General features: G+C 55.1%; 13 protein-coding genes. All 13 read right to left on the bottom strand.

Translation table 11 applies throughout. From position 1 onward, the window contains the following. Positions 1 to 2: 2 nt before the first annotated feature. The 13 genes from CUZ56_RS12965 to nrfA all read right to left on the bottom strand — a co-directional run bounded on the left by CUZ56_RS12965 (position 3) and on the right by nrfA (position 13483). Positions 3 to 1523 (bottom strand): DUF945 family protein, encoded by a 1521-nt coding sequence (locus CUZ56_RS12965; protein WP_126980825.1) that lies wholly within the window; start codon positions 1521 to 1523, stop codon positions 3 to 5. Positions 1524 to 1632: 109 nt separating this feature from the next. Next, the gene (locus CUZ56_RS12960; protein WP_126980824.1) at positions 1633 to 3144 is read right to left on the bottom strand and encodes a DUF945 family protein; all 1512 of its coding nucleotides are present in this window, start codon (positions 3142 to 3144) and stop codon (positions 1633 to 1635) included. Positions 3145 to 3320: 176 nt separating this feature from the next. Beyond that, positions 3321 to 3989, bottom strand: coding sequence for a heme exporter protein CcmB (gene ccmB, locus CUZ56_RS12955; RefSeq protein ID WP_204250907.1), 669 nt, complete (start codon positions 3987 to 3989; stop codon positions 3321 to 3323). After that, a complete protein-coding gene (gene ccmA, locus CUZ56_RS12950; protein ID WP_204250906.1) occupies positions 3986 to 4663 on the bottom strand; it encodes a cytochrome c biogenesis heme-transporting ATPase CcmA in 678 nt (225 codons plus the stop codon). Before ccmA ends, ccmB begins: the two co-directional genes overlap by 4 nt. Beyond that, positions 4641 to 5771, bottom strand: coding sequence for a cytochrome c-type biogenesis protein CcmH (locus tag CUZ56_RS12945; protein ID WP_126980823.1), 1131 nt, complete (start codon positions 5769 to 5771; stop codon positions 4641 to 4643). Before CUZ56_RS12945 ends, ccmA begins: the two co-directional genes overlap by 23 nt. A gap of 1 nt (position 5772) precedes the next feature. Continuing rightward, entirely contained in the window at positions 5773 to 6321 is a 549-nt protein-coding gene (locus CUZ56_RS12940) for a DsbE family thiol:disulfide interchange protein (protein ID WP_126980822.1), read from the bottom strand. Further along, positions 6318 to 8270, bottom strand: a complete 1953-nt coding sequence (locus CUZ56_RS12935) for a heme lyase CcmF/NrfE family subunit (RefSeq protein ID WP_126980821.1) — start codon at positions 8268 to 8270, stop codon at positions 6318 to 6320. The genes CUZ56_RS12940 and CUZ56_RS12935 overlap by 4 nt, the downstream gene beginning before the upstream one ends. Further along, positions 8267 to 8794, bottom strand: coding sequence for a cytochrome c maturation protein CcmE (gene ccmE, locus CUZ56_RS12930; RefSeq protein WP_126980820.1), 528 nt, complete (start codon positions 8792 to 8794; stop codon positions 8267 to 8269). Before ccmE ends, CUZ56_RS12935 begins: the two co-directional genes overlap by 4 nt. Then, positions 8791 to 8991: a heme exporter protein CcmD gene (gene ccmD / locus CUZ56_RS12925; protein WP_126980819.1), complete on the bottom strand. Its 201-nt coding sequence runs from the start codon at positions 8989 to 8991 to the stop codon at positions 8791 to 8793. Before ccmD ends, ccmE begins: the two co-directional genes overlap by 4 nt. Further along, positions 8988 to 9728, bottom strand: a complete 741-nt coding sequence (gene ccmC, locus CUZ56_RS12920; protein ID WP_126980818.1) for a heme ABC transporter permease CcmC — start codon at positions 9726 to 9728, stop codon at positions 8988 to 8990. The genes ccmD and ccmC overlap by 4 nt, the downstream gene beginning before the upstream one ends. A gap of 146 nt (positions 9729 to 9874) precedes the next feature. Next, positions 9875 to 10654 (bottom strand): cytochrome c biogenesis protein, encoded by a 780-nt coding sequence (locus CUZ56_RS12915; RefSeq protein ID WP_126980817.1) that lies wholly within the window; start codon positions 10652 to 10654, stop codon positions 9875 to 9877. After that, positions 10651 to 11925 carry a cytochrome c biogenesis protein ResB gene (locus tag CUZ56_RS12910; RefSeq protein ID WP_204250905.1) on the bottom strand — a complete coding sequence of 425 codons (1275 nt, stop codon included), beginning with the start codon at positions 11923 to 11925 and terminating at the stop codon, positions 10651 to 10653. The genes CUZ56_RS12915 and CUZ56_RS12910 overlap by 4 nt, the downstream gene beginning before the upstream one ends. Positions 11926 to 11998: 73 nt before the next feature. After that, positions 11999 to 13483, bottom strand: a complete 1485-nt coding sequence (gene nrfA, locus CUZ56_RS12905; RefSeq protein ID WP_126980816.1) for an ammonia-forming cytochrome c nitrite reductase — start codon at positions 13481 to 13483, stop codon at positions 11999 to 12001. Positions 13484 to 13506 lie beyond the last annotated feature (23 nt).

The raw sequence follows: 13506 nt of genomic DNA, 5'->3' as shown, positions 1-13506 counted from the left end.
GCTTAAAACAACCCCAGTTTTTCGCCGTTGATTTTGACGTCCCCACGGTCAAAGCTGAAGTCCATCCGGTAATGGTCACCGTCCCTGACCAGCACCCTGCTCAAAAAGCCGTCCCCCAGCTCTTCGGCAGAAAACCCGTTCCAGCCATACTCGGGAAAACCGTTGAGCAGCGTATTGGCATCCAGCGAATACGCGGTACGCAGACTGACCTTGCTTGGAATCAGGATGTAAGGCGCTATCTTCATTTCTTCATCGTTGATCGGGTAGCCCTTAAACTCCGTCAGCAAATCTGCGACCGGCTTCTGGTTCACCTGCAGCACCAGCTTGTACTGGTATGCCGGTTCGCTTTTAAGGAAAACCGGGATTTCCTGCAGCATAAAATCTGTCATCGCCCTGGAAGCGCTGACCGGGTCAGCGGAAGTGTACTCAGCCAATGACTGTTCCACAAAGCGGCTGTAAAAATTCACCATCCATGGCAGATTGAAGTTTTCCATGGAAACATCCAGGTCTGCCTTTACCTCCAGCGGTGCATCAAAATAATTGGTACTGCAGGTAATGCGGCCCAGCCCTTTTTCGTTATACAGATCGCCATTGAAATGAGAGCGCCCGTTGAACACCACATTTTCGCAACGGCCCCATTTGTCCGGCCAGGCCGTTGAGGTGACCTCCAGTCGTTTGATGGCCGACTCGCCATCACCCACCAGCCAACCCAGCCAGCCTTTTTCAGGCAAAGCGCCGGTCGACTTCATACTCAAGCCAGCCGCCTCAACACGAACCGTCTGCTCGCCTACATTGGCCTGCATTTCAAAACGCGGCATATCCAGCGCATAGTCCATGCGCTTGCGGGCATCGTGCGTCACCAGGTTCAGCTTAAAGCCATCAAAATCCAGGCGGCCCAGGCCATCAAACTCCCTGGAGAATGCAGGCGCGGCAATGCGCATATCATAATCGCGCGAATAATGCCGCACCGTATCTATCTGCAGCGACTCTATATAAGCGCGCAGATACTCAGGCAACACGTCAGAATGCACCTTCAGTTGTGTCTGCACATGGGCAATGCCCAGCCCCTGCCCTGCAAGCCACGGGCCATGCTGAATCCGGTTATCCACAATAACCTGTACCTGCACCTGCTGATCATCATCCATTTCAGACGGATAAACATTTTCGGTCTGCAGCGCCACACAGCCATCGTGAAAACGGTCGATTTCATCATCTGTACCGCCAGCACGGGCAGCTTTTCCCATGAACGTGTTTTCAAACAGATAACACAGCGAGCGCATACCCAGGGCAGACGACGGCCCGTCAAACTGTAAAGCCAGCGTACTGCTGGCCGAGAAAAAGCCCCGCTCATAGCTTTGCGCGGTAATTTTCACCTCAGGCGCATTCGCTGCCAGCCATGTGGAAAGTGCCACCACTTTTTCTTCATAGCGTTCCTGGGTTTTCACCCCGCTCCACCATACGGCCCCGCAGTAACCCGCGCCGATAATGACAAGCAGCCCCAAAAGCAGTTTGATTTTTTTCATCGTCTATCCTATTACAGCCATCCGCACAGCATCCCGGCGCAACAAGCGGCATGTTCCAAAACAAACATCCCGGGTGACCATTTTGTCCCCGGGATGTTGATACAGCAGATTAAAACAGCTTCTTCTCTTCGCCATTCATCTTGATCGTACCGCGGTCATAAATCAATTCAATTTTGTAGTTGTCTCCATCCCTGACCATTCTGTTCATCAGTGAAGACCCAGGAGCAGGCCAGCCATAATCCGGATCACCATTAAGCATCAGGTCAGCATCCACGCTATAGGCCATACTCAGGAACAGCTTGCTTGGCAGCAGAACATACACCGGCATTTTTGCTTCATCGCTGCTGATCGGGTAGGTCTTCATTTCGGACGACAGGTTCATCACCTTGCGCCCATTGAGGTGGAAATCGGCATTCAGCAGGAATCCGGGCTCACTGCTGAAAAATACCGGCAGTTGCTCCATCATATAGGCAGCCATTTCACGGTTAACGCGCGGGTCAGAGGTGTCGCCACCGGCTTGCTCCAGCAGCTCCATGGATTTGCTGAACATATTGGCAAGCGGCTGGGTATCTATATTTGTAACCGACAGATCAAGCACACCCTTCATTTCCAGCGGTTTCTCATAATGGTTGGTTGAGCAGGTGAGAACAACCTGATCTTTTTCGCCATAAATCGTCCCCTTCAAAGTCGCCAGGGATGTCAGCGAAAGGTTATCACAACGTACCCATTTACCCGGCAATGCATCCGTTGTCAGCTCCATCTGTTTCAGGCGCCAATCGCTGCTGCCGGTCAAAAACCAGTTCCATGTGCTTTCAAGTGAACGGTCACTGGACTTCAGGCTGATGCCATCCAGCAGCATACTGATCTTCTGATCACCATCGCCTGCGGCCGTCAGCACCAGCCGTGGTATATCTATGGCCGCATCCATCAGCGTGCGCCCACCATGTGTATTCAGGCGCAAATTAAAGCCCTGGAAATCGATGCTCTCCGTACCCAGCGTCTTGGTAAAAGGCTGACCGGCAATGCGCATATCATAATCGCGTGAATAGTGCCGTACCGTATCAATCTGCAGCGACTCGATATAAGACTTCAACTCTGCAGGCAGACCATCGGCATCCACCGACAGTTGCGTATGCACCTTGGCAATGCCAAAACCCGAACCCAGCCACGGACCATGCGAGGCCTGGTTGTTCAGCGTGACCTGAAGATGTACCGGTTCTTCATTTTCCGTTTCAAACGAAGAGGTATCGCCCGATTGCAGCTCAGCACAATTTTCACGCATCAGGTAGATATGGGGATTGAAACTGTTCGTAGCACCCAGGTCAAACAGCCGGCCCATCATCGTGCCATCCTTGATCATGAAGCATGTCAAACGTCCCGCGATAACAGAAGGCTCTCCATTCACTTCTATGCGCAGCATACTGCTGGCGGAAAACAAGCCACGCTCATAGCTTTGTTGCGTCACTCTGGCCTCAGGCAGGTTGGTTGCCAGCCAGGCGGACAGCGCAACTCCTTTTTCTTCATAGCGTTCCTGGGTTTTCACCCCGCTCCACCATACAGCCCCGACATACACCAGCCCCACAATCACCAGCAGGCCCAACAGAACTTTGATCTTTTTCATTGTCTACCTTGGAACATTAATTCATGAAATATTACGCGTTATGCGGGGACCATCATAAACGATTATGAAAGCAACGCAAAAAAAACCGACGATTCCGTCAGCTTTATGCAACTTGGGATGGGTACAGAAAAGGCGAAAAAGCACGCGCGCGGACACATGCCCCGTGCCCGCCGGCACTACTGCAAATTGATTTTGAGCGCTGCGGCAATGAACAGCGGCATCAGGGTAATGGAACCTACCGAAATGGCCGCAAGCAGCGCCAGATAACCTGTAATAGGCTGCGAGAGCATAGAGGCATTGATCGCCAGGGTTGAAAAAATCAGCGTGGGAATATACAGCGGCAGCGTCAGCAGGCTCAACAAAATGCTGCCTTTTCGCAGGCTCACGGTCAGCGCCGCCCCTACCGCGCCAATAAAACTCAGCGCCGGCGTGCTCAGCAGCAACACCAGCACCACGGTCAGCCAGGTTTGCACATCCAGCGACAGCAGCAATGCAATCACCGGGGAAATCAGAATCAGCGGCAACCCGGTGGTCAGCCAGTGGCAGAACACCTTGGTCAGCACCACCAGCGAAAACGGTACCGGCAACAGAACCAGTTGCTCCAGCGTGCCGTCATGCAGGTCGTCGGTAAACAGCCTTTCCAGCGACAACAGCGTTGACAGCAGCGCCGCCACGCAGATAATGCCCGGCGCAATCTTTCTGAGCAAGGCAACGTCGTGGTCAATGCTGATAGGAAACAACGTGACAATGATGACAAAAAACAGCAGCGTATTGGCAATCTCAATGCGTTTGCGAAAAGCGCAGCACAACTCTTTTTTCAGCAAGGCCAGCAGCATACCCGTCATGCGCCTGCCCCTTGTGCCTGGGTGGCAGATTCAGCCTGCTGATGCAGCGTGATTTTGCGGATACCCGAATCTGCCGCATGCTGATGGCTGGTAAACAACACAATACCACCCTGGTCGCAGTGCTGGCGAAACAGCGCGATCAGGTTCGCAACCCCCTGCTTGTCAATCGCGGTAAATGGCTCATCCAGCAGCCACACCACGGCACGGCTCAAAAACAGCCGCGCCAGCACCACCCGGCGCTGCTGCCCGGCAGACAACTGGCTGACCGGCCGGTCTTCATAGCCTTTGAGCCCGATGCGCTCGAGCGCCGCATCAATGTCACCCGGCTGTGCCTGCGCTGCTTCGGCGCGCTGATAAAAAGCCAGGTTTTCATAAGCGGTCAGCACATCTTTCAGCCCGGTCTTGTGCCCGATATACAGCATGATCCGGCGATAGGCGTCAGGCTGCTGGTAAATAGACTGCCGCTGCCACAGCACATCGCCCTCTTCGGGCACCGACAGGCCAGCCAGAATCCGCAGCAGGCTGGTTTTGCCCGAACCGTTATGCCCCTCCAGCTGCACCAGCTCACCACCCGTCAAGGTATGCGAGACATGCTGAAACAGCCGCCGGTTGCCTTTCCAGCAGCAGACGTTGTCCATGACAAACTGGTAATCACTTGCCTTGCTGTGCATCATAGTCGCGTTTGGCCTGGTCTATGCTTTGCTGGATAACGGAAATACGCGGATTATCCTTGGGCAGAATCTGCAGCAGATACTCCCACATGCGGATCGCTTCCTGATATCTGTTCTGCGAATACGCATAAAACGCCAGCGCACTGATGGCATAGGTATCGGTTCTGTTTTGCTGCAAAACCTCGCGCAGCAGCTTTTCACCAAATGCCGTGTCTGCCGGATCGTTCGAGCGTACCAGCAACTGCCCATAAATGCTTTTAATCACAAAGTCATCGGGCCGCAAAGTATAAGCGCGTGACATCGCCTGCAGCGCCTCGCCATAGCGGTTCAGCCCCAGGTAGACATCGCCCAGCAGCATCCAGTTTGACACGTCATCGGGCGTTTTCGTCAGTTCGTCGCGCAGCCCGAACGCCAGTTGCTCCATATCCTGTACAGACAACCGTTCATTGATATTGACCGCCCTGGCCTTCAAATCAGGCAATGCCTGTGCCACACTGGCCTGATAGCGCACCTGCTGCCAGCCGCCTGTTTTGTAATAAATGCCAACCGTGAGCAACAGCAAAAACACCCCGGACAGCAACCAGAAGGCAGGCGCCAGCGGGCGGCTATTTAAAACCGCTGCACTGCTGCCGCTTTCCGCCGGCTGCGGCAAATCTTCATCAGCGGCGCCATCAGCAGCGCCATCTGCGGCGCTACCTGCCGGCATGGCGGCAGGCACATGGCGGGAGCGGTAAACCAGAAACGCCACCCCAATCAGCAGCACACACAAAGGCCCCAGCCACAGCACCACCGTCACAGGTGTGACCGGCGGGGCATAGGTAATGAAATTGCCATAGCGCGCCACCATGTAATCCACCACCTGCTGCTTGCTGTAGTCCTGCTGCAGCAGCTCATACACCTTGTCGCGCATGTCGTTCGATAGCGGCGCGTTCGATTCGGCAATGTTATTGTTCTGGCACTGCGGGCAGCGCAGCTCGGCAACCAGTTCGTTATACGTCTTTTCCTGCTGCGCTGATTTGAACTCGTGCGTATCCACTGCGGCATGCGCAATGTTGCCCAGGCCGCTGCCCACACAAAACGCCGTCAACCAAAACACCAGCCAGCGCCGCATATCAGTTCACTCCCCCGTACTTTTGCCACAAGGGGGCAAGCACATTGATCCAGACCTGATCGTTCAGCTCGCCTGCGAGCCGGTAGCGAATGATCCCGTTGCCATCCACCAGGAAAGTTTCCGGCGCACCATATACACCCAGGTCCAGCCCGATGCTGCCGCTTTCATCATAAATATTCATCGTATAAGGATTTTTCAGCCGGCTCAGCCACATAACCGCTTTGGCCCGGTCGTCCTTATAGTTCACCCCGACAATCCGTATGCCCTGCTGCGCCAGCGTATTCAGATACTGGTGCTCCTGATAACAGGTGGCGCACCAGGTGGCCCAGATGTTCAGTAAAAACGGCTTGCCGTTCAAAAGGTCGTCCCGCGTATACGTCTGCCCTTCATCAAGTGCAAGCATCTGAAACTCGGGCAAAGGCTTGCCGATCAGCGCAGACTCCAGGTCCGTAGGCTTGTCGCCCTGGCTGTTTTTAAATAACTGCACTAAAAACACCGCCACAATGGCCAGGAAAACAAGCAGCGGAATATAAAGGTAATGTTTTTTCATGTTGCAGCACCTGCAGTCATACGGTAACGGCGGTCAAACACAGCCAGCAACCCGCCTATGCCCATGCACAAGCCGCCCAGCCAGATCCAGCAGGCGAATGGTTTGTAATACAGGCGCGCCGACCAGGCCGTTTCACTTAAAGGCTCTCCCAGCGCCACATACAGGTCGCGCGTGAGCGTGGTATCGACTGCGGCCTCGGTCATCGACATTCTGGTGCTTTCATAAATCCGTTTTTCGGCCAGCAGCACCGTTGACAAATGTCCGCCTTGCATCACATTGAACACACCAATCGTACCACGGTAGTTCGGGCCTTTGAGCGGCAGCAACTCTTTAAAAACAAACTGGTAACCACTGATTTCAATACTGTCGCCCACATTCATGCGCACATTGCGCTCCACCTGGTAATGGTGGCTGAAGCTGATGCCAAAAATCAGCATCGCCATGCCCAGGTGTGCAAGCAGCATGCCCCAGTAGCCGGCATTGATCGCCCGCAGCCGGCCTCCCCAGCCTCCCTGCGAAGCACGCAACCGGTGCACCAGGCCGTAGAGGGTAAACAGCGTGATCCAGCTCATCAGGAACATGCCGATGAAGTGCCCCCAGAAAAACACCTCGTGCCCGACCAGCGAAAGCGCCAACGCTGCCAGCAGCGACAGGATAAACCCCGCCAGCAGCGCACGCCCATGGTAGCCGGGCCGGTCCTGCTGCCACTTGACCACCGGCGCCAGCCCCAGCAGCAGCGCAAACGGAATCACCAGCCAGTTGAACATGCTGTTAAAGAACGGCGCACCGATGGAGATGCTGCCCAGCCCGAGCTGTTTGTGAAACAACGGCAGCAGCGTACCCAGCAGCACCACCAGCGTGGCCGCCAGCAGCAGCACGTTACCGGCAATGATGAAACTGTCTTTAGAAAAAAGCGCAATCCCCTGCTTCTGGTTCCTGATCCTGTACCCCCGCATGGCAAACAGCAGGAACGAGCCGCCAATCACCACAACAAGGTAAGCCAGAATAAACATGCCGCGGCTCGGGTCGCTTGAAAACGCATGCACCGAAACCAGAATGCCCGAACGCACCAGAAAAGTGCCAATCAGGCACAGCGAAAACGTGGTAATCGCCAGCAGCAGCGTCCAGATTTTGAAGTTGCCGCGCTTTTCCGCTACCGCCATCGAATGCACCAGCGCCGTCCCGGTAAGCCAGGGCATCAGCGAAGCGTTTTCCACCGGGTCCCAAAACCACCAGCCGCCCCAGCCCAGTTCCAGATAAGCCCAGACCGACCCCAGCAGAATGCCCAGCGTTAAAAACACCCACGCCACCAGCACCCAGGGGCGCGCCCAGCGCATCCACTGCTGGTCAAAACGCCCGCGAATCAGCGCCGCAATGGCAAATGCAAACGCCACCGAAAACCCGACGTAACCCATATACAGCAGCGGCGGGTGAAAAATCAGGCCAATATCCTGCAACAGCGGGTTCAGGTCCTGCCCTTCAATCGGATACAGCGGAAAAGTACGCGCAAACGGGTTCGACGTAAAAACAATGAACAGCAGAAACCCGGCATTGACAAACCCCATCACCGCCAGCACGCATGAGGTGGCCTGCTCGTCAATCTTGCGGCGCGACAGCGCTACCGCCAGCGTCCAGCACGCCAGCAGAAAACTCCACAGCAGCAGCGACCCTTCATGCGCGCCCCAGGCCGCCGCAATGCGGTAATACACCGGCAGCGTGCTGTTGGAATTCTGCGCAATATAGCGCACCGAAAAATCATTGGTCACCAGCCCATAAACCAGGCACAGCGCCGCCACCAGAATCACGGCAAACAGCGCATATGCCAACGGACGCGCGGTTTGCAGCAAAGCCGCACGGTGTCTCTGTATGCCAACAATGGGCAATACCATCAGCAACATGGCAAAACCACATGCCAGCGCCAATGCAAAACTGCCCAGTTCAGGAATCATAGTGCACCACCCTGTTGTGCCGTATTGGGCTGTACGTTGGACTGCGTATTGGATTGCGTGTTGGACTGATATGACGATGCCGGACCGGAATGGTTTTCCTGCATCGCCTCTGTCACTTCGGGCAGCGTGTAATTCTCGTCGTGCTTGGCCAGGATGGTATCAGCCTCAAACCTGTAGTTTTCACCCAGCACCCCTTTAGCAACCACGCTCTGCCCTTCTTCAAACAGATCGGGCAGAATGCCTTCATAGCTGACATGAATCTGTGCATCCTTATCGTAAACCACAAATTCAACCGCCAGTGAATCCGGGTTGCGCTCGACCGAGCCCGGCAACACCATGCCGCCCAGTTGCAGGCGCTGGCCCACCTCGGGTATCACACCCTGGCGTCCGAACACCACCTGGCTCGGGGTGTAAAACAAATCTATATTGCCGCGCAGCGCGTACAGCAGCAACCCGGCGGTCAGGCCAACCCCCACGAGCAGCAAAACCACCAAAACCAGTCGTTGTCCTACGCCACTTTTCATTCTTGATACTCAGCCTGTGTCTGTTGGGTTGATTTCAGTTGTCGCAGCACATTTTTTTCAGTCTGCCGGTGCTGGTAAAAAATAAAACCGCTCAAAACCAGCATGGCGACAACCACCAGCAACACGGCCGGCCACACCGAAGCGGCATAACCGTTCATCGAAAAAAATGCCTGCCAGGAAGAAAACGCCGGAGTCATTGGGTGCCTCCTTTCAACAACAACTGTTCAATCTGCCAGTTACGCCGTATGCTGTTTTGCAGCAGCATCGTTCTAAAGCGTACCAGCGTCAGTGCCATGAACAGCATCATGTAACCAAAGATGGCAATTCGCAGCGGCACGCGCATGGCGCTGTTGATGGTGTTATGGAACTGCGTTGACGCCTGGTGCAGCGACTGCCACCACTCCACCGAAAAATGAATGATCGGCAGATTGATTACCCCTACCAGTAATAGTATCGCAACGATGCGCCCGGCATGCTGATGATTGTCAAACGTGTGGTAAAGGCCAATGGCGCCCAGGTATAAAAACAGCAAAATCAGCTCGGAAGTCATGCGCGCATCCCACTCCCACCAGGTGTTCCACATGACCTTGCCCCAGATGGAGCCCGTGCCCAATGCAATGAACGTGAACGTGGCGCCAATCGGTGCCATCGACATCATCAGCAGTTCACTGGGTTTGTTTTGCCACACCAGCGCGACAAAGGCGCAAACCGCCATCAGCGCATAAATCCCCATCGACCACATGGCCGCCGGCACATGAAAATAAATGATGCGAAACCCGTCTCTTTGCTTGGCATCTGCCGGTGCAAAACCCAGCCCCCAGGCCCAGCCCAGCAACAACAAAAACACCGCAATCACCATTAACCATGGCCACAACATGGAACACGTTTTATACAGCCGGTAAGGTAGGGGAAAAGATGAAGTGGAATTTGACATACAAATTTATAAATCAGCAGGCATTTAACACACGCTTTCCTGCCACTGCAGCAGCAGATGCCATCACAAACAGGGCGGTTGTCTCATGCCATATCGCTACTACAAAACACAGGTGATCATTAGCTCTGACATTCATTATTCATTTCTTAAGAGTATACATGGATACTGCCCTGCGCAGAAGGCAAATAATTCACACCAATCCACGCCATCATCAGCAGCACCAGCGCCACCGGCAGCAACCATAACGCCTGTCGGGTATAGCCGCCATGCAAGCGCAAATGGATAAACCCCAAATACACCGTTGCCGTGATAAAAGCCCAGGTTTCTTTCGGGTCCCACGACCAGTAATGCCCCCAGGCCATTTTGGCCCACAGCGCGCCGGAAATAACACCCAGCATCAGAAAACCAAAACCAATGCAGGTAATGTTGTCAATCAGCACATCGAGCTTGGGATCGGGATTGTTCTTTTTCAGCCGCACCAGTTGCATCACACCGGCAATGGTGGCCACCCCCAGCATGGCATACGAGAAGATGTACACCGTCACGTGCGGTATGAACCACGGGCTTTGCAGCGCCGGCACCAGCGTAATCGAATGAATCTCCGGCCGCACAATATTGATCACCATGAACACGGCTGCCATCATGCCGGCAAAAAGCAACAGCCAGCGGTACTTCCAGTGCCAGTACACCAGCAGCCCCGCAATCGAGAGGAAAAACGCATACCACAGCCGTGTTTCGCCCATGGTGCGCAACGGCGGGCGTTGCAGGGTATGCCACAAGCCGGCAATAAACACCACCAGAATCAATATGCCGGCCAGTTGCAGCACCAGCGCAATACGCCGTTTGTGCAGATAGGCCAGCACGCCTGCCAGCAGCCAGCAGCAAATGGCTGCCAGCGCCAAGGGAGGAAACCACGACCAGGTCATATGCCTCCCTCCGCCTTCTTTCTGCCCGTCCAGATCAGCCCGGCGCATCCCAGCGCCAGTACCGCAAACCCGGCATACACATAATAAAGCCACGGGTCATACACCAGCTCAATGCTGCTGTAGGCAGACATGGTACCGGCACGCGTATCGTAGCTGTACTGATAAATCGTCCAGTGCCCGATCTCCAGCGGTTTATTCACCTCCAGCACCGCATCAACGGTCTGGCCGTCCTGGGTATAAACCGTGATGTCCGACGCAAAACGCTTGGGCTCAGGCTGTGCCATTGCCAGGCTGTAGTTTTCATCCAATGGCAGCCGCATATAAAACTGTGACATGTTGCCCGAACTGACCCAGCCGGTGCGCTGCTGCGTATTGTCTGAATTGCGTGCGGTTACCAGAGCAGCCGGTACGGCGCCTTCCATCGGCCATGCGCTGTACGTATTGCTGCTGTTGCGTGCGGCCTTTTCCAGATAAGTTTCCACATGCACAGTCCAGCCGGGCAGGCGGCCATCAGGGGCATCCGGATTAATCTGATAAAAAACCGGACGCAACGGCGGCTGCGGCGTGGCGGTCACACGGTCAATCACCACCAGTTTGGGCGGGAAAAAATCAATCGTAAAATCATTCAGCCGAATGGCCAAGGGCAGTTCAAACGACTCCTGCGCGTGGTTTTTACCGCTCCACTGCATTTCGCCTTTGCGCACCAGCATCACATAACGGCCAATGTCCGCATAACCCAGCCCGGCCACCAGCAGCACAAACCACAAGCCGACATGGTTGCAGTAAAAAGCCCACTGTGCAATTTGCGGATGCGCCAGCCGCCGCGCCACCAGCAGTCCCAAAGACAGCAGCAGCAAAAAGTAAATGAATACAAAAGGCCAGGAGGCCGTCATGCGCGCCCAGCCAAGGGCATGCCACACCGGCGGCGGGGCTTGCTGCGCGTCGGGCTGCACAGGCAGCAATGCATCCTGCGGGGTCAGCCCCATGATCAGGCCCAGCAGCAAAAAAGCCCCCAGCAGCGTCACCGCAAAAGGTACGCCGGAAAGCCAGACAATGAAAGGATTACTGCGAAGGAAAAACCCACCGGTCAGCAGCAACACCAAAACGGCAGCAACAATCATGTTGACCGGATAGCGCAGCAGCAGGAAATTGAACGGCCCCACGCTGAACTGGAGCGCATACCCTACCAGGATCAGGCCGGCAATGAAAATCATGCTTTCCCGATACAGCCAGGGAAACTGCCACAGTGTTTTTCGTCGTCGTTCTGTCATGCGTGATGAAATAAAAAAGTACCTGTTTGCCCGATGACAAACAGGTACAACTCAGATGTCGAACCATTCTAGCTTATAAGCGGCCATTCTGTTTGGCCGTTTCAAGCCATTGCGGTATCACAGTTTTCAGCCACTCTTCGTTTGCAGCCCGTTCTTTTTCGATATCAAAGCCGATGTAAGCAGAGGCTGCTGCCCGGGTGGACAGGTCAGGCATCGGCACATCGGTGACACCGTGGGCAAACAGTACCTGCTGCAAGGCAATCTGGGCCTGCAGCGCTCTATCAAGCCCGTGGGCCAGGATACGCTGTGTTTCCACCGGTGCATGGAACGATGCACCATGAGAAGCCACACCATAGTCCCAACGCCATCCTGCTTCACGGATCAACTGCAGCGCAGGAGCCATTTCCTCAGCGGTAGCACCCGCATCCCAGGCCGCTTTGGCCATGATGTGTGCGCGCACCAGTTCGGGTTCAAGCCGGTCGCGGATTTCCAGTACCTTGTCCTGGTTCTGTTCCACATACATGCGCAGGTTAGCTTCGCTGTCGCGGTGACAGGTGCCGCAGGTGCCACTGATGTTGTTCAGCGGGCTCATGATCTGGTGGTTGGAGTACTTGACGCCGCCTTCACTGACGTAAGGCAGGTGGCAGTCGGCACAGGCCAGCCCGCGCTGTCCATGCGGTCCAAGCAGGAACAGTTCATAGTCTGGGTGCTGTGCCTTGAGCATGGGCGCCTTGCTGATGGAGTGTGTCCAGTCAGAGTACTTCGCCGCATCATAGTAGGCTTCCATCGCTTCCACAGTCATACCACCGTCCCACGGGAAGGTCAGGTACTTGCCGTCACCCTGGAAATAATATTCCACGTGGCACTGCGCACAGACCAGAGAACGCATTTCCTGATTGGTTGCCTGCGTGATATCGCGCCCCTGACGCTGGAATGCTTCCACCAGCGCCGGACGTGTAATCGTCAGGCTCATCGTCACCGGATCGTGACAGTCACCGCAACCAATCGGGTTCACCACTTCAGCCCCAAGTGCGCCCCACTTGGCTGAATAGAAATTGGCGATGCCCATCTCTTCCATCAGGCGTGGTACGTCCGGGCTCTTACAGGCCCAGCAGGTGCCGGGCTGCGGCCCGTCTTCCGGGTTACGCGGTGTTCCGGTACGCATACTGACGTACTGGTCTTCCAGCGCATACATGTGGCCGCGCGGTGCAGAATAGTCTTTCGCAAAAGCATACCCGGCCCACAGTACCACCATGTTCGGACGCGAGGAGAGCACATCTTCAGGCATGTTGCCCATGTGCTTGCTTCTGAAGTCCATGTTGGCAGTTCGCTTCCACGTTTCAAACTCGCGTGGGAAGTTCTGTCCCCAGATTCTGTTGCGCGGCTCGATGCCGGTGATTTCAACCTTGCGGTTGTTGAAAACGGATGCAGTGGTTTCTGCGCGCCGCTCGGTGATTGACGCTGCCAGCATTCCCAGCAGGAATACCGCGAGCATGATGACGAAAAAGATGACCCAGCCTATGACCGGTCTTTCTTTGATGGATGCGGTGAGTTTCATGATAGCTCTTCCCGGTAGTTAAA

Origin of the sequence: Saezia sanguinis, from assembly GCF_003991585.1 — a bacterium.
Taxonomy (GTDB): Bacteria; Pseudomonadota; Gammaproteobacteria; order Burkholderiales; family Burkholderiaceae_C; genus Saezia; species Saezia sanguinis.
The sequence above is the reverse complement of the archived record's forward strand: the minus strand, read 5'-3'. Positions and strand labels throughout refer to the sequence as shown.